The following is a 16987-nucleotide window of genomic DNA, read 5'->3' as shown; positions in this document are numbered from 1 at the left end:
TATTGAATTTTGCGATTTTTAGATTTCCATTTTTCGATTAATCAAATAAGAAATCAACCAAACCATCAGCCCCATGAATACGGCTTCGACCGCAAAAGCACCCCAATGCAGTCCGAACATATTCTCGGAGGAAAATTCCGCGCTCATTTCCCCCGAACCGGTTTCAGCTGAGAATATGCCTACCGAAAAAACTCCGAACTCGGCGCCGAACAGAGCTTTCTCTATCACGCCGATCACATATTGAATGACGAAGAAAGTCAAAATTCCGACCCAAGTTCCACCCTTGCCGCGAATACTTATAGCTGCGCCGATCGCAATCGCCAGAAAAATCATTATAATAAACAAGCTGTACTGCCATACCCCGAGCAGAAAAATGACGACAATATCTTTTATAATTTCTCCGTTCAATCCGTTGAACCCTGGCAATGTCGCAATATTCAGATACACAAGTCCATGGACGGCCATGATCGCCAACACGGTAAGGATAAATATCCAGCAGAGCAAGAACGAAGAAATGACCGACCAGACCGGATGCACCGGCAATAACCTGCGGTGGTAAGCCTTAATATTGTGATCGAACGTTTTGCTGCCGAGGACAATGACGAAAATCCCCGCAGAAGCATAGAGAATAACAATTAAAACGACGGTTATCTCCGTTGCCCAATTTCGCGTAATCCCGAACCATGTGATTAATAATTCGGCAATTGCCAAAATGGCGACCATTCCCAGAAAGGTATTGGCATTCCGCTTCCAATCGTATTTTAGCAATTTCATCATTCCGCAAACACCTCTTTGAACATGTCGTCCACGCTTTTTCCGTGCTTAAGCCGTATATCCTCCACTTCCTCCTGCAGAACGATCTCGCCGTTTCGGATGAAAATTACTTCATCAAAAATCCGTTCAATATCCCGGACAAGGTGGGTTGAAATGACCAAACTGCTGTCCTCGCTATAAAATTCAACGATAGCGTCAAGAATTTTCGCCCGGGCCACCGGATCGACTCCGCCGATCGGTTCATCCAGCAGGTATAGCTTGGCCTGGCGGGACAGCGCTAGCGTCAGCTGCAGGCGTTCGTTCATCCCTTTGGACAGGGAGCTTACCCGGTCCGTATCCTTCAAATTCATAAAATCCAGCATTTTCTTTGCCTTTTCCTCATCAAAATCGGAATAGAAATCGCGGTAGAACCCAACCGCGTCCCGCACCTTCATCCAAGACTCCGTCAAGGGACGGTCCGGCATGAAGGATACGGCCGATTTGGTGCCGAGTCCGACCGGAGCCCCCAGCACGCTGACGCTTCCACTCGAGGCCGGTATCAATCCGGCGGCAATTTTCATCAGCGTGCTTTTCCCGCTGCCGTTCGTGCCAAGCAGACCGATAATTTTACCGGAGTCCACGCCGAACGAAACGTTGTTTAACGCCGGTTTCGAACGGTATGATTTCGATACTCCTTCAAACTTCATTAATTTATCTACCATCACTCGCGTCTCTCCTTTGACGTTCTGGTTATCGCCGTTCCTCCGGCTTAACGGCTTCCGCGACGATCGCCGTGATATCCTGGTCCGTAAACCCCAGCTCCTGCATTCCGTTAATGAATCTTTCCAGCAAATCGCCGGCCATTTCTTTTTTGATCGACATAATTTTCTCTTCCTCACTTGTCACGTATCTTCCAAGACCGCGTCTCGTCTCCACTACGCCTTCACGCTCCAATTCCTGAAAAGTGCGTTGCACCGTATTCGGATTGATTTGCAGCTCGGCTGCAAGTTCACGCACGGAGAGAATCTTGTCCCCGGCCTTCATTTTTCCGGTCACGATCTCCCGTTTGATATAATTCATAATTTGAATGTAAATCGGCAGATTATTGTCGAATTCCATAGTCACATCTGGCCCTTCCTTTCCGCCGCTGATCAGGCCGTATTTTAAGAGGTCATTCAAAAAGTCATCTTCCCATGACGAAGCAGATCATGAAGCGGATTCGACGTCGAATCTTGAATTCAGCCGGGCCTTCCGTTGCTCACGTACCCCACGAGCAAATGCTTACGAAGTCGTTTTCTACGAAAACGTTTAGCTCCGCTACTCAGTCCCTAACTTCATCCAACCTAAAGCGTTTTATAAAAACGCACTTCGGAAGCATACGCCTCGATCCTGAAAACCTGACTTTTTGAACACGCGTTTTAAGCAACATCCCGTTTTTTAAACGTAACAAAGCTTGCTCCAAGAAACAAGACCAGATATACGGCAAGCACGATCAGCGAGAACGTCAGCGTCATGCCTTGAACCGGCGGAGTGCCGCCTTCCATATATACCGACAAGTTCACGTTTGTGAAAAGGACGTACTTGATGATGTCATATCTTGATAATAAACCGACGACCAGGCTTTCGATCAGAACCAGAAGCATGCCGACTCCAATCGTTGCTCCGGTAGAACGGGTTAAGACGCCGATCATAAACGTTACCGTAACATAAATCAGACTATACGCCAGTTGAACCGCCGCAGTGAGAAGAACATCCACCCATCCGTACTCCCCGGCCTGAAGGCCGAACAGCATTCCTCCAACGAGAAGCGAAAAGATACCCGCGAATAGAGATAGGGACAAAATATAAACCAGCACGGACACATATTTGGAAGCAAGTATTTTGCTGCGGCTCTGCGCCCGGATCAGGAGGAGCTTGATCGTCCCCAAGCTGTGTTCCTTCGCTACGGAACCGGCCGTCCCGATGATTGCCAGAAACGTAAGCAGCTGTCCCATGCCATTTTCGGAGAACACGCCGACCATAAATTCGAGGCCTGTAGGCATCCCGTCCTGCGAGCCGAAGTTCTTCATCAAATAAGCGATCATCACGACAACAACGGCGATAGCTGCGTAAGGAATAAAGAAGCTGCGTTTCTTGTACATTTTCAACCATTCATTCGTCACTAATTTTCCAAAACTAAGCAATGCGGTTCCCTCCCGTCCATTTCAAAAACTCGTCTTCCAGTGATTCCTTAATCTCCTCAATCCGGTACAATGCGATTCCATCGGCACCAAGCGCTCCAACCACCCGCGGAATGTAAGCGTCCCGGACTGAAACTGTCACTTCGTTCTTCTCCTCCGACACGTTTAATACCGTAATTTCCTCCATCCGTTCCAGCCGCGCCTTCGTCTTACCGGCGTCATCCACCCGGAAGGTTACGTTCACTCGTTCCGCCTTCGCAGTTTCTCCGCCCGAGCCTCCGAGATTTCGAACCGTGACCAGCTTGCCTTCCTGAATGACTACGACCCGACTGCACATCAGCTCCATCTCCGACAGCAAGTGGCTGGAGACGAGCACCGCGATTCCCTCTTCGTTCGCAATCCGTTTGAGATAATCGCGCATTTCGCGTATCCCTGCCGGATCAAGGCCGTTGGTCGGCTCATCCAGAATGAGAATCGAAGGATCATGCAGCAAGGCTTGAGCTATTCCTAAACGCTGCCGCATCCCGAGAGAATAAGCCTTCACTTTTTTCTTCATCGCGTTCTCAAGTCCGACCAGCTTTACTACCGTACGGATCCGTTCCTCCGTAATTCCTTCCATCATCCGCTGATACTGCTTGAGATTATCGTAACCGGTCATATAGGGATAGAACTCCGGGTTTTCAATGATCCCGCCCATATGGGCAATGGCTCCCGTAAAATCCTTCCGGACGCTGATCCCTTTGACGAGCACATCGCCTTCCGTCATTCCGATTAAACCGACGATCATCCGGATGGTGGTCGTTTTCCCCGCTCCGTTTGGCCCGAGCAATCCAACGATTTCTCCTTTGTGTATGTCAAAAGAAAGCTTATCGACGATATTTCTGTTCTTGATTCGTTTGGTCACTCCTTTGACAGAAAGCACAGCCGTGCTGTCCGCTTTGCCTTTCTCTAAAGGTTCTTTCATTAAGATCACTCCTTATTTTTATTACGTACTAGTGTCATAGTTGAATAGTACACTAGTTTATTGGTATTGTAAAGCCTCTATCTCAGATCTTGTGAAAAGAGGCTTCCGCCCGGGAGAATCGACGCCTTTTATTGGGAATCATGAGTGGACACTTTTTTTGTCTACCTTGGGGCCGAGTTAGCATCATATAAAAAAAACCCCGGCTAATCCGCCAAAGCGGACTGCCGGGACTATGCAGGTTCCCAAACTCAAATCAGTAAATTAAACAAGTTCAGATCACGGTTTAACTCCGTATAAGGTATGCCTTTGGCCTCCATCCGTTCGATAAGCCCCTGGTAATCTTCCTTATCACTGAGCTCGATCCCGACGAGAGCCGGACCGTTCTCTTTATTGTGCTTCTTGGTGTATTCAAAACGAGCGATATCGTCATTCGGTCCAAGCACCTGCTCCAAGAACTCGCGAAGCGCGCCCGCCCGCTGCGGGAAATTGATCAAGAAATAATGCTTCAATCCTTCGTAGATCAGGGAACGCTCCTTCATTTCCTGCATCCGGTCGATATCGTTGTTGCCCCCGCTGATGATGCAGACTACAGTTTTACCGCGAATCTCATCGCGGTACATGTCGAGCGCCGACACCGGTAGCACACCCGCTGGCTCTACCACAATCGCGCTGTCGTTGTAAAGTTCAAGAATCGTTGTACACGCCTTCCCCTCCGGGACTTTGACGATATCATCCAGCAGTCGGGAGGAAATTTCATAATTCAGATCGCCGACGCGCTTCACCGCCGCCCCATCGACGAACTTGTCGATGGTGTCCAGCGTAACCACTTGCTTGCGTTGGATGGCTTCCGACATGGAGGCCGCTCCGGACGGCTCCACGCCGATCAGCTTGGTTTCCGGGCTCATCGCTTTCAGGTAAGTACCCACCCCGGAAACAAGTCCGCCGCCGCCGATCGTTACGAATACATAATCCGCCGGGGTATCCAGGCTCTCCATGATTTCCATGGCAATCGTTCCGTTACCAGCAACAATCTTCGGGTCGTCAAACGGATGAATGAACGTCATCCCGCCTTCATTGCATGCCTTCATCGCTTCCGCAAAAGCATCGTCATACGTATCTCCGGTAAGAATAACTTCTACCGACGAGCCGCCGAATCTTTTTACCTGCTTGATCTTCTGGTTCGGCGTAGTGCTCGGCATGAAGATTTTACCTTGGATACCGAGCGCGTTGCACGAAAAGGCTACTCCTTGAGCATGGTTTCCCGCACTCGCGCAGACGATGCCTTTCTCAAGCTCCTCTTTACCGAGGCTGCGAATCATATTGTACGCGCCGCGTATTTTAAACGAGCGGACAACCTGCAAATCCTCCCGTTTCAAATAAACTTTACAATCATATTTAGCCGACAGAGTCGGGTCCAGTTGCAGCGGCGTGCGTCTAACCACTTCCTTTAGAACATGGTGCGCACGAATGATATCTTCCATTCCTACCGTATGGCTTTTCGTTTGACTCATCTCTATCTCCTTCCAACTCGATTCTCTCATTCTTTTAAAGGTACACCTGAATCGCCCGAGGTTCAAGAGGTATCTTCATAATATCCTTGGTATTGTAAAAAACATACAAACGCCCCTTGGCCGGCTGCGGATCAGCGTGGACCAAAGGGCACTGCACTTACTTTGAGCTCTTTTTAGCAACCATACTTGGTTTAGGTTGTACTTCCGTCTTATTGACATGGGCGATCTCGGTCAACTTCCACTCCGTTTCGCCCAGCACAAGATCGGCGGGAAACTCTTCTCCCTTTTGCAGATAGTTCTCTCGACCGAGTTCATCAGTATATACGCCTTCGACCTCCACGATTTCACGGGAAACCGGAAGCATGTCCTTTTTCTCATTACTCACTATAGATCGCCTCCTCCTGCATAGTATCTCCCGGGCCGGATCGTTTATCCAAAACGGAAAAGACCGCCCGGGCGCACCCGGACAGTCTCTTGCGTTTCAATCTCAGATTCTTTTCACCGGTCTCAGAACCGCATAGCCATACCCTTCCGGAAAATGCCGCTGATAATCCTGCTTATCGTCTTTGTCCCATGCATATCCGAGGGATGCGGGGTCGAAATTCCACGCCAGCGCTTCCACCGCCTGCATCACGGGCCAATTGTCCTTCAAATAATCATAAGGAGGATGAAAAAACACCAGGTATTCGGAGGCCGGAATCAGCCTGCACTCCATCCCGTCCGGAATCACGCCCGTATCTTCTACGGGGACGGGAATTCCATATAAATAGCCTTTCTTCCCGTTTTCATAAAACCATCCCGCCGTCTGGCCCAACTGACCGATCAACGTACGGCCGGACATGCTTTCCAGAGTCCCGCAAATCTCGTCGCAGTCATGCCCGTTTGCCCAGAACGAGCCGTAGTTTGATACTTCCTTGTCCCGAATTCCGATAAATTGGTGGGCCGGAATATGCTCTACCTTAACCTCGATATGCTGGATAGCGGATTTTAAATTCATGTTCCATTGCTCCTTCATCGCGAAATGATAAGGAGAGAAGACTTCCTGCCGGACGGCCAGCTTGATGGGACGCTTTGATTTCCGGTAGGCGCCCGGCGTAATGCCGAACGCTTTGACGAACGCACGAGTCATCGCTTCCTGCGACGAAAAGCCGCATCCGATGGCAATGTCGAGCACCCGTTTGTCCGTATCGCGGAGCTCCAAGGCGACACGGCTGATCCGGCGCATCCGGACATAATCCCGAAGCGTCATCCCCGTCAGTGCATGAAACTGTTTTGTGCAATAATGCGGCGAGTAACCCAATTGCTGCGACATTGTAAGCAGCGAAGGCGTCTCCTCCAGATGTTCGTCAACCCAGTCAATCATTCGTTGCACCATCTCGTTCCATTCGTACATCTCCCGCAGCTCTCCTTTCATGAACAATGTATCACGATCATTTTCGAGGCTTTTGATCTGAAGTGCAAAAATAAAGACCGCCCGCTGAGGGACGGCCAGAATGGACGTTTCGCTATAATTACGAGTTCAAAAAGTCAGGTTTTCAGGACCGAGAAGGTTGGATGAAGCTAGGGACCGAGTAGCGGAGCGTACTTGAGGTACGTGAGCAACGGAAGGCCCGGCTGAATTCAAGATTCGACGTCGAATCCGCTTCATGATCCCCTTCGTCGTGGAAAGATGACTTGTTTGAACAACCTCTATAATTGATTATACCAAGGCCTTCGCAGCGATGTCCGTGCGGTTTTGCTTCCCTTCGAACGAAATTCTGTCCGCTGCGGTGTAAGCTTTATCGCGTGCCTCGGCAATATCCTTTCCGAGCCCAACGACGCCAAGGACGCGTCCGCCGCTCGTCACCAACTCGCCAGCCTCGCCCTTGGCGGTGCCCGCATGGAAGACGAGCGCGTCCTTCTCCGAAACCTGGTCGAGCCCGTGAATCGGCAAGCCTTTCGGATAAGACGCCGGGTATCCGCCGGAGGCCAAAATGACGCAAACGGCCGCTTCCTCGCTCCATTCGATCTCCACATCAGCCAACGTTCCATTAACCGCCGCCAAAAAAATCTCCAGCAAATCGCTCTTCAGCCGCGGCAGAACTACCTGAGTCTCCGGGTCGCCGAAGCGTGCGTTAAATTCGATCGTCTTCGGCTTGCCGTCCGGCGCGATCATCAATCCTGCAAACAGAACGCCCCGGAATGGACGTCCTTCCTGAACCATCGCCTTCGCGGTCGGTTTGATGATCGTTTCGAGCGCTTCTTCGATAATGCTGTCCGCGATGTGAGGAAGCGGCGAATAGGTGCCCATGCCGCCCGTATTCGGCCCCTTATCGCCGTCATAAACCTGCTTATGATCTTGAGCAGCCGCCATCGGGCGTACCGTCTCCCCGTCCACGAACGACAGGATCGACATTTCCTGTCCCGCCAGGAACTCCTCGATCACGACCTGGCTTCCCGACTCGCCGAACACTTTGTCTACCATGATCTGCTTCAAAGCGAGCTCCGCTTCTTCCCGGGTAAAAGCGACAGTTACGCCTTTCCCTGCGGCCAAGCCGTCCGCCTTAATGACGATCGGCACAGGCTGGGCTTGCAAATAAGACAGCGCCGCTTCGTAATCGTCAAACTTCTCATAGGCTGCGGTCGGAATTTGATATTTTTTCAACAAATCCTTCATAAAGGTTTTACTGCCCTCGATCAGCGCTGCATTTTTCCGCGGTCCGAACACCGGTATGCCTTTTGCTTCGAAAGCGTCGACAATTCCGTCCACTAGTGGATCATCCGGTCCTACGACGACCAATCCAACCTTCTTCTCCATCGCAAACTCCGTCAGCCGGTCGAATTCATGAACCTGAATCGGAGCCAGCTCCGCAATTTGCCCGATCCCCGCATTTCCTGGTGCACAATAGATAACGCCAGCTTTAGGACTCTTGGCCAAAGACCAACAGATCGCATGCTCGCGTCCGCCGCCGCCGATAACTAAAATATCCATCCAACATTTCCTCCTTAATGTATACATTTCCGGTGCTACAGGTGCTCTTGGTGTTCTTGGTTGTGCTTAGCCGCTCTAAGCGTGCTTGCCTCGTCTAACGGACACAGGAGACGTTAAATCGCCTAAAATGGCTCATTTCTGATTTTAACGGACACCACAGCACTTATTCCCTTAATTAGCGCCTACTTTACTGCCGAATCAGGAAAATAAGAGCTCCCATGTCCGTTAGGTTAGGAAAACTGTGATTTCCGTCTCCATAACGGCCGTGGTGTCCGTTACGCAAAGTGCAATCTCCTCTTCGTCCAACGAAACGACACGAAAAACGACAGGGCCGCCGCAGCGGTCCTGCCGTCCAGGCCTTAGCTTAATGTTTGAAATGTCTTACGCCGGTGAATACCATGGCAATACCATATTCATTAGCCACTTTGATCGATTCCTCGTCCTTAACGGAGCCGCCTGGCTGAATAACCGCCGTGATTCCGGCCTTTGCGGCGATCTCCAGCGTATCGCCCATCGGGAAGAACGCGTCGGAAGCAAGCACGCTGCCTTTGGATTTGTCTCCCGCTTGCTCGATGGCGATCTTCGCCGATCCGACCCGGTTCATTTGACCGGCCCCGACGCCGACCGTCATGTCATCCTTCGCCAGCACGATGGCGTTGGATTTCACATGCTTAACTACTTTCCAGCCGAACAACAGCTGTTTCAATTCCGCTTCTGTCGGTTTACGATCCGTTACGACCTGCAGATCACTTTCGGTCAAGGAGTGAACATCGCTCTCTTGAACAACCATGCCGCCTTCAATCGAAGTAACGACGAGCTGGCTGTTCCGGCTGCCCGCCGACTCTAAACTGCCGAGCTTAAGCAAGCGAATGTTTTTCTTTTTCGTCAACAGTTCCAGCGCTTCCGCCGTAAATCCTGGCGCCAGAATGATTTCAAGGAAAATCTCTTTCATCAGCATCGCAGTTGCTTCGTCAATAATCCGGTTGGCCGCGACAATTCCGCCAAAGATCGATACCGGATCGGCATCATACGCCTTGCGATAAGCTTCATAGATGCTCTCGCCGACACCTACGCCGGAAGGGTTCATATGTTTTACGGCTACGACGGCCGGTTCTTCAAATTCCTTCACGATTTGCAACGCTGCATTTGCGTCATTGATATTGTTGTACGACAATTCTTTGCCATGGAGCTGCTCGGCTGTCGTCAACGTATCCGCCGCAGCCAGCGGCTTGCGGTAGAACGCCGCTTTTTGATGCGGGTTTTCGCCGTAGCGGAGGTCCTGGATTTTCTCATAGGTTACCGTGTAACGCTCAGGCAGCGGATCTCCGGTCACGTTCGACAAATAATCGGAGATGAGCGCGTCGTAAGCCGATGTATGACGGAACACTTTCGCCGCCAACCGTTTACGAGTTTCCAGCGTCGTATCTCCGCCTGAACGAACTTCTTCCAATACAGTGCCGTAATCGGCCGAATCGACAACCACGCTGACAAAAGCATGGTTTTTGGCAGCCGAACGCAGCATGGTCGGTCCGCCGATGTCGATGTTCTCGATTGCGTCCTCGTATGTCACATCGGGCTTGGCGATCGTCTCTTGGAATGGATACAGGTTTACGACGACCAGGTCAATGTAATCCAGTCCCAGCTCCTTCATTTGAGCCTGATGCTCCGCGCTGTCGCGAACGGCAAGCAGGCCGCTGTGAACGGCCGGATGCAATGTTTTGACGCGACCATCCAAAATTTCCGGAAAGCCCGTAACATCGGAAATCCCGATCACCGGAACTCCCTCCTTCGACAAGAGATTCTTCGTGCCTCCTGTCGAAATGATCTCCACACCAAGCTGTGACAGCTCGCGGCAGAATTCCACGATGCCTGTTTTGTCCGATACGCTAACGAGCGCTCTTTTGATTCCCACGATTGGCTCCCCCTTAATAATGACGAATATTGACCCCGATATTTCTCGGGAAATATCGAAACCTCTCCAACTAATCCGGCTGAAAAAGACTTCTTTCGCATTCCGGCAGATCAACTGCGGCAGCTTGTCAAAAGTGCGCAAACACTTCTCGACGCAGCTTTGCCGCTCTGCCGTTCCATTGCTCTATGCTGAACCATAAGGTTTTTCGCTCATACAACAAAACGCTGTATTCTACTGTCGTATAGTGACTTTCCTGCCATCCACAATCACTCGTCCACTCGCAAACCATGACACAACCTGCGGATACAGCTCTTTTTCCGCTTGGTGAATTCTGTCTTCCAAGGTCTGAATATTGTCATCCGGCAGTACCGGTACCGCCTCTTGCGCCACAACCGCGCCCGTATCCATGCCCCCATCGACCAAATGCACGGTAACCCCGGTTACCTTCACGCCGTAGTCCCATGCCTGCCCGATCGCATCTTTGCCTGGGAAAGCCGGCAGCAGCGAAGGATGGATGTTAATCATTTTCCCGGCATAAGGTTCTAGGAGAACCGACGTAAGGAGCCGCATATATCCGGCTAGCACAATAAGATCGACCTGATGCTTCTCTAGTTCGGCTACGATCTCTGCTTCGTAATCTTCACGGCGGGCATATTCCTTAGGCGTAAACAGATAAGTATCCACGCCCGCCTGCCGCGCACGCTCCACAACGGGAGCCTGCGGCTTGTCACAAACGAGCAGGACGATTTCCGCAGAGCCAAGTTCTCCTGCACGCGAAGCATCCGCCAGCGCTTGAAAATTGGTTCCCTGGCCGGAAGCAAACACCGCGATCCGGCAGGAGGAAGAGGACGCCATTACACTTCCGCTCCCTTAAACGTAACGATGCCTTCGCCGGAGGTTACACGCCCGATCACATAAGGAGTTTCTCCTGCGGTGCGAAGTGCGGAAAGCGATGCCTCGGCATCCTGCTCCGATACCACGATAACAAGTCCGATGCCCATATTAAAAGTCGTAAACATATCTCGGTTGCTGACATTGCCCTTTTGCTGAAGCAGCGAGAAGATCGGCAAAATCGGCCATGAGCCGTAGTCGATTTCAGCATTTACCCCTTCCGGCAGAACGCGCGGAATGTTCTCGATGAACCCGCCGCCGGTAATGTGGGCCATCCCTTTGACCTTAACCTGCTCCAGCAAGCCAAGCACCGGCTTTACATATAGCTTGGTCGGTGTCAGCAGCACGTCGCCGAGCACTTCGCCGCCGAGCTCCGGTAAGCTATCCTGCAGCCCGTAGCCGGCTTGCTCCAGCAGCAGCTTCCGCACCAGCGAGAAACCGTTGCTATGCACGCCGCTCGACGCTAAGCCGATCACCGTATCGCCGGCTGCAATCGTGCTGCCATTGACGATTTTGCTCTTGTCGACAACGCCGACTGTAAATCCGGCAATATCGTATTCGCCTTCGCTGTACATGCCCGGCATTTCCGCCGTTTCGCCACCGATCAGGGCACAGCCCGATTCATGGCATCCTTCGGCAATCCCGGCCACGATCGACTCAATCTTCTCGGGCACAACTTTATCGCAAGCCAGATAATCGAGGAAGAACAACGGCTCCGCCCCTTGCACAACGATGTCGTTTACGCACATCGCGACCGCGTCGATCCCGATCGTATCGTGCTTATCCATCGCGAACGCGATTTTCAGCTTCGTACCTACGCCGTCGGTTCCCGACACCAGCACAGGCTCCTCATATTTGTCTTTGTTCAGCCCGAACAAAGCCCCGAAACCGCCCAAATCGGTCATAACCTCCGGACGGAACGTCCGTTTGACGTGCTTTTTCATCCGCTCTACCGCTTCATTGCCTGCCGCGATATCCACACCGGCGTTTTTGTAAGCTTCAGACACGTAGGGACACACTCCTTGTAATGGATTTATTGGACTCGTTCAACCTTCAACCCTTGCAACCGTACACGTTGTAACGCTGAGGAACAGGGAAACCTGGAACGCATTGTGCCAGGTTCGCTTCTAACGGCTTAATTAACAGGAAAACCTGCAGTTAATTCGCTAGTAAACGCTTCGTCCCCTTAATTAACTGGAAAACCTGCAGTTAATTTGCTAGAAAAACTCTATCCGAGGCAAAAAGCCCTAAATTAACTGGAGAAAATACAGTTATTCTACATTTACTATCAAAAACAAGGAGATTAGCTGCAGGAAATACAGTTAGTTCTCAGCTACATAACATAGCCATTAGCCGACTGAGATTCCTGCTCACTGCCTCTCCAAAATTCATATTATTTCATCCCATAAAATACATAGCCCGTGAAAAATCAGCAGGTACAGCCAAATTTCTCTTCGCCGTCGAAATCGGTCCTAGTCGGATAATCGTTGTCGAAGCAGGCCATGCACAGACCGCCTTTATAGTCGTCCTGATTGTCGCCGCCGACGGCACGAATCAGCCCTTCCGGCGTCAAAAATTGCAGCGAATCCGCGTTGATCTCCTTGCAAATTTCCTCAACCGACTTGGCGGAGGCGATCAGCTCGCCGCGATCCGGCGTGTCGATCCCGTAGAAGCACGGGTTCTTGAACGGCGGTGAAGTGATGCGCACATGCACCTCGGTCGCTCCGGCATCACGCAGCAGATTTACGATGCGCCGCGACGTCGTGCCGCGAACGATCGAGTCGTCGATCATGACGACGCGCTTGCCTTCCACCACGCGGCGGACGGCGCTCAGCTTCATCTTCACGCCCTGCTCGCGCAGCTCCTGGCTCGGCTGGATGAACGTCCGGCCGGTATATTTGTTCTTGATCAGACCGAGCTCGTAAGGAATGCCGGTCTGCTCCGCATAGCCGATGGCGGCGGAGATGCTGGAATCGGGCACGCCGGTTACGACGTCGGCGTCCACGAAAGATTCCTGCGCCATCACCTGCCCCATCCGCTTGCGCGAAGCGTGCAGGTTAGAGCCGTTCAGATCACTGTCCGGACGGGAAAAGTAAATGTACTCCATCGCGCACAACGCTTTCCGTTCAGGGGCGGCGTACCGCTCCTCTCGCAAGCCGTTCTTGTCAAGAACGAGCAGCTCGCCGGGCCGGATATCGCGGATCGATTCTGCGCCGACCACCTCGAATGCGCATGTCTCCGACGAGAACAGGTACGCATCTCCGAGCCGTCCCATCGTCAGAGGGCGCAAGCCGTTCGGATCGCTGGCGACGAGCAGCTTGTCGTTCGTCAACAGCAGGAAGGCGAAGCCTCCGACAAGCTGCCGGAGCGCGTCCTTCGCCGCTTCGACGAACTCCTTCGGCGAGCGCGCGATCAGATGCGCGATGACCTCCGTATCGCTCGTCGTCTGAAAGATCGAGCCGCTTTGCTCCAACTCGCGGCGGATCTTCGGCGCGTTCACGATGTTGCCGTTCGTCGCCACCGCCAGGTCGCCGTCGCGGTATTTAAAGATCAGCGGCTGCGCATTCGTCAGCCGGCTGTCGCCGCTTGTCGAGTAACGCACATGCCCGATAGAACGATCCCCAACCAGCGATTCCAGCTTATCACGGTCAAACACCTCTTTGACCAGTCCCATTCCGCGGTGGTAGTTGAACGATTCCCCGTTCGTCACGCACAGTCCGGCGCTCTCTTCCCCTCGGTGCTGCAAGGCATGCAGTCCGTAGTAGGAAAGAGAAGCGGCCTCGGGATGGCCGAAAACCCCGAATACGCCGCACTCTTCTTTTAATGTATCGAAAATATCGCTCCGGCCCGTGCCTTCGTTATAATAATCGCCTGTCCACAACCGTTGCGTCATTATTTCATCAGACATGGAATGGTGTCCTCCCAGACCCGCTTGAGTCCCTCCACAGGTCTGTTCAGGGCGGAAGCTCCGCCTACAGTGATGACCAGATCGCTGCCGGCCACCTCTCCGATTCTTTGTACAGGCACACCGCGCGAAGCGATGAAGTCCTGCAGCTTCTCCGCTTGTTCCTTCGATGCCGAGAGCAGAATCCGGGACTGTGATTCACTGAACAAGGCCACATCGGGACGCAGCGAGGAATTAAGTTCCACGGTAGCACCCAGGCCGCCGCTGATGCAGGATTCCGCCAGCGCTACAGCCAGGCCGCCTTCGGCCAAATCATGCGCAGAGCGAACCAAGCCTGATTGGATCGCGCCGAGAACCGCATCGAGCAGCTTTTTCTCAACTTCCAGATCAAGCTGCGGAGGACGTCCTTCGGTTACGCCATGCACAACAGCTTGGAATTCACTGCCTCCGAGCTCGCCCTTCGTATCGCCCAGCAGGAATACTACATCACCCTCAGCCTTGAAGCCCTGGGTCGTAATATGATCCGTATCATGCACCAGCCCGACCATGCCCACCACCGGGGTCGGATAGATCGCGCCTTTCGCATTTTCATTGTACAAGCTGACATTACCGCCGATAACCGGCGCGTCCAGCACGCGGCAGGCTTCCGCCATCCCGTCGACCGCACGCTCCATCTGCCAGAAAATTTCCGGCTTCTCAGGACTTCCGAAGTTCAGATTGTCCGTGATCGCAAGCGGCTCCGCACCCGAGCAAACAATGTTGCGCGCAGCTTCGCTAACCGCGATCTTGCCGCCGACTTCAGGATCCAGATAAACAAAACGTCCGTTGCAATCCGTCGTCATCGCCAATCCTTTGCGGGTTCCGCGAATCGTTACAACCGCAGCATCCGATCCCGGACGAACGGCCGTGCTGGTGCGAACCATGTAGTCATACTGGTTGTATACCCATGCCTTGCTCGACACGGATGGCGACGCCAGCACTTGATCCAGCGCAGCGCCCAAATCGCTGACTTCTGCATAACGCAAAGTATCTACTGCCGCATTTTGCTCATAGTAAGCAGGAACTGCGGACGGTTTTTCATAAATCGGACATTCGTCGACCAGCGCCGTTACCGGCATATCGCCGACAACCTCGCCATGATGGAACAGCTTCAAGCGGCCATCGTCCGTGACTTTACCGACTTTGGAGCAAATTACGCCCCAACGTTCAAAAATCTCCATCGCTTGCGCCTCATCCTTAGGCTCAACGACGAACAACATCCGTTCTTGTGACTCCGACAGCATCATTTCGTAAGCCGTCATGCCTTCCTCACGCTGCGGCACTTGGTCGAGGTACAACTCCAGGCCATTGCCCGCCTTGCTCGCCATCTCTGCGCTAGAGCAGGTAAGTCCCGCTGCGCCCATATCCTGAATGCCGAGCACGATGCCCGTATCGATCAGCTCCAGGCAAGCTTCCATGACCAGCTTCTCCATGAACGGATCGCCGACCTGAACTGCTGTCCGTTTTGCTTCCGACTCTTCCGTCAGCTCTTCCGAAGCGAACGTCGCGCCGTGAATGCCATCGCGGCCCGTAGGCGGCCCCACGTAGAAAACCGGGTTGCCGACGCCTTTGGCTACACCGCGTTGGATTTTGTCGTGATCGATCAGCCCGACGCACATCGCATTGACCAGCGGATTGCCGTCGTAGCTGTCATCGAACACCACTTCGCCGCCTACCGTCGGAATGCCGATGCAGTTGCCGTAACCGGCAATCCCGGAAACCACATGCTCGAACAAATATTTGACGCGGTCGCTTTCCAATTTTCCGAACCGTAAAGAATTAAGCAGAGCCACAGGTCTTGCGCCCATAGAAAAAATATCACGGATAATCCCGCCCACGCCCGTAGCCGCGCCTTGATAAGGCTCAACGGCCGAAGGGTGGTTATGGCTTTCGATTTTAAATACAACCGCCTGATTGTCGCCGATGTCAACGATCCCCGCGCCTTCGCCGGGTCCCATCAGAACGCGCGGTCCCTCCGTAGGGAAGCGGCGCAATAGCGGCTTGGAGTTTTTGTAAGCACAATGCTCGGACCACATCACGCTGAACACGCCGATTTCCGTGTAATTCGGTTTGCGGCCGAGGAATCCGCAGATCAGTTCATACTCGCTGTCCGATACACCCATCTGTTTGTAAATTTGCTGCTCCGCGATTTGCTCCGCGTTCGGTTCCTTAGCGGACACTTGCTGACTCATGCCGATCCCTCCATGCCTTTAATATCGAAGTAAACATTTTTTTGCCGTCTTCGGACCCCAGCAGCGAGTCTACCGCACGCTCCGGATGGGGCATCATCCCGACCACGTTGCCGTTTTTGTTGGAGATGCCGGCGATATCCTCCACCGACCCGTTCGGATTGTTCACATATCTGAAAATAATCTGGTTATTCGCCTTCAAATCAGCCAGCGTAGCTTCATCGCAATAATAGTTGCCTTCCCCGTGAGCGATCGGAATCTTGATCTCTTCGCCCACCTCATATTGCGTCGTAAACGGGTTGCTGTTGTTCTCAACGCGCAGCACCGTATCATGACAGAGGAATTTCAGCGACATGTTGCGCAGCAGTGTCCCCGGCAGTAAACCCGCTTCGGTCAAAATTTGGAACCCGTTGCAGATGCCGAGAATATATTTGCCTTGCTCTGCGGCCTTCGCTACTTCCGCCATTACCGGAGCAAACCGGGAAATGGCTCCGCAGCGGAGATAATCCCCATAAGAGAAACCGCCGGGCACGAGAATACAGTCATAAGCGGAAAGATCCGTAGCGGTATGCCATACGTAATCTACAGGCTCGCCGATCGTATCTTCCACCGCTTTGTAGCAGTCGATGTCACAGTTGGAACCGGGAAATACGAGTACTGCGAATTTCATGA

The 16987-nt window shown here is 52.6% G+C and carries 15 protein-coding genes; all 15 read right to left on the bottom strand.

Going from position 1 to position 16987, the window contains the following annotated elements:
* Window positions 1-18 precede the first annotated feature (18 nt).
* Window positions 19-777, bottom strand: coding sequence for a hypothetical protein (locus KJS57_RS09575; protein WP_213654591.1), 759 nt, complete (start codon window positions 775-777; stop codon window positions 19-21).
* Window positions 774-1475, bottom strand: a complete 702-nt coding sequence (locus tag KJS57_RS09570) for an ABC transporter ATP-binding protein (RefSeq protein WP_213654590.1) — start codon at window positions 1473-1475, stop codon at window positions 774-776. Before KJS57_RS09570 ends, KJS57_RS09575 begins: the two co-directional genes overlap by 4 nt.
* Before the next feature lie 28 nt (window positions 1476-1503).
* A complete protein-coding gene (locus KJS57_RS09565; protein ID WP_211022940.1) occupies window positions 1504-1878 on the bottom strand; it encodes a GntR family transcriptional regulator in 375 nt (124 codons plus the stop codon).
* A gap of 293 nt (window positions 1879-2171) precedes the next feature.
* On the bottom strand, window positions 2172-2936 hold the full coding sequence (locus tag KJS57_RS09560) for an ABC transporter permease (protein ID WP_213654589.1): 765 nt from the start codon (window positions 2934-2936) through the stop codon (window positions 2172-2174).
* Window positions 2929-3897, bottom strand: coding sequence for an ABC transporter ATP-binding protein (locus KJS57_RS09555; protein WP_213654588.1), 969 nt, complete (start codon window positions 3895-3897; stop codon window positions 2929-2931). The genes KJS57_RS09560 and KJS57_RS09555 overlap by 8 nt, the downstream gene beginning before the upstream one ends.
* Before the next feature lie 248 nt (window positions 3898-4145).
* Entirely contained in the window at window positions 4146-5408 is a 1263-nt protein-coding gene (gene ilvA, locus KJS57_RS09550) for a threonine ammonia-lyase IlvA (RefSeq protein WP_213654587.1), read from the bottom strand.
* Window positions 5409-5565: 157 nt separating this feature from the next.
* Complete coding sequence (locus tag KJS57_RS09545) at window positions 5566-5793, bottom strand: hypothetical protein (RefSeq protein WP_213654586.1); 228 nt, start codon at window positions 5791-5793, stop codon at window positions 5566-5568.
* Window positions 5794-5895: 102 nt separating this feature from the next.
* Window positions 5896-6801: an AraC family transcriptional regulator gene (locus tag KJS57_RS09540; RefSeq protein WP_213654585.1), complete on the bottom strand. Its 906-nt coding sequence runs from the start codon at window positions 6799-6801 to the stop codon at window positions 5896-5898.
* Window positions 6802-7107: 306 nt separating this feature from the next.
* Window positions 7108-8379 (bottom strand): phosphoribosylamine--glycine ligase, encoded by a 1272-nt coding sequence (purD, locus tag KJS57_RS09535; RefSeq protein ID WP_213654584.1) that lies wholly within the window; start codon window positions 8377-8379, stop codon window positions 7108-7110.
* 364 nt (window positions 8380-8743) lie between these two features.
* Window positions 8744-10291 carry a bifunctional phosphoribosylaminoimidazolecarboxamide formyltransferase/IMP cyclohydrolase gene (gene purH, locus KJS57_RS09530; protein ID WP_213654583.1) on the bottom strand — a complete coding sequence of 516 codons (1548 nt, stop codon included), beginning with the start codon at window positions 10289-10291 and terminating at the stop codon, window positions 8744-8746.
* 231 nt (window positions 10292-10522) lie between these two features.
* Window positions 10523-11146 (bottom strand): phosphoribosylglycinamide formyltransferase, encoded by a 624-nt coding sequence (gene purN / locus KJS57_RS09525; RefSeq protein WP_213654582.1) that lies wholly within the window; start codon window positions 11144-11146, stop codon window positions 10523-10525.
* Window positions 11146-12189: a phosphoribosylformylglycinamidine cyclo-ligase gene (gene purM / locus KJS57_RS09520; protein ID WP_213654581.1), complete on the bottom strand. Its 1044-nt coding sequence runs from the start codon at window positions 12187-12189 to the stop codon at window positions 11146-11148. The genes purN and purM overlap by 1 nt, the downstream gene beginning before the upstream one ends.
* Window positions 12190-12611: 422 nt before the next feature.
* Entirely contained in the window at window positions 12612-14090 is a 1479-nt protein-coding gene (gene purF, locus KJS57_RS09515) for an amidophosphoribosyltransferase (protein ID WP_213654580.1), read from the bottom strand.
* Entirely contained in the window at window positions 14075-16318 is a 2244-nt protein-coding gene (gene purL, locus KJS57_RS09510; protein WP_211022950.1) for a phosphoribosylformylglycinamidine synthase subunit PurL, read from the bottom strand. The genes purF and purL overlap by 16 nt, the downstream gene beginning before the upstream one ends.
* Window positions 16296-16985, bottom strand: a complete 690-nt coding sequence (purQ, locus tag KJS57_RS09505) for a phosphoribosylformylglycinamidine synthase subunit PurQ (RefSeq protein ID WP_211022951.1) — start codon at window positions 16983-16985, stop codon at window positions 16296-16298. Before purQ ends, purL begins: the two co-directional genes overlap by 23 nt.
* Between the last annotated feature and the right edge of the window lie 2 nt (window positions 16986-16987).

The organism is Paenibacillus vini (assembly GCF_018403325.1).
GTDB classification, from domain to species: Bacteria; Bacillota; Bacilli; order Paenibacillales; family Paenibacillaceae; genus Fontibacillus; species Fontibacillus vini.
The sequence above is the reverse complement of the archived record's forward strand: the minus strand, read 5'-3'. Positions and strand labels throughout refer to the sequence as shown.

What these genes read in the sequence shown, in the direction of transcription:
- KJS57_RS09575 (WP_213654591.1), bottom strand. Translation starts at nt 777, where the DNA reads ATGATGAAATTGCTAAAATACGATTGGAAGCGGAATGCCAATACCTTT.
- KJS57_RS09570 (WP_213654590.1), bottom strand. Translation starts at nt 1,475, where the DNA reads ATGGTAGATAAATTAATGAAGTTTGAAGGAGTATCGAAATCATACCGT.
- KJS57_RS09555 (WP_213654588.1), bottom strand. Translation starts at nt 3,897, where the DNA reads ATGAAAGAACCTTTAGAGAAAGGCAAAGCGGACAGCACGGCTGTGCTT.
- ilvA (WP_213654587.1), bottom strand. Translation starts at nt 5,408, where the DNA reads ATGAGTCAAACGAAAAGCCATACGGTAGGAATGGAAGATATCATTCGT.
- KJS57_RS09540 (WP_213654585.1), bottom strand. Translation starts at nt 6,801, where the DNA reads ATGTACGAATGGAACGAGATGGTGCAACGAATGATTGACTGGGTTGAC.
- purD (WP_213654584.1), bottom strand. Translation starts at nt 8,379, where the DNA reads ATGGATATTTTAGTTATCGGCGGCGGCGGACGCGAGCATGCGATCTGT.
- purN (WP_213654582.1), bottom strand. Translation starts at nt 11,146, where the DNA reads ATGGCGTCCTCTTCCTCCTGCCGGATCGCGGTGTTTGCTTCCGGCCAG.
- purF (WP_213654580.1), bottom strand. Translation starts at nt 14,090, where the DNA reads ATGTCTGATGAAATAATGACGCAACGGTTGTGGACAGGCGATTATTAT.
- purL (WP_211022950.1), bottom strand. Translation starts at nt 16,318, where the DNA reads ATGAGTCAGCAAGTGTCCGCTAAGGAACCGAACGCGGAGCAAATCGCG.
- purQ (WP_211022951.1), bottom strand. Translation starts at nt 16,985, where the DNA reads ATGAAATTCGCAGTACTCGTATTTCCCGGTTCCAACTGTGACATCGAC.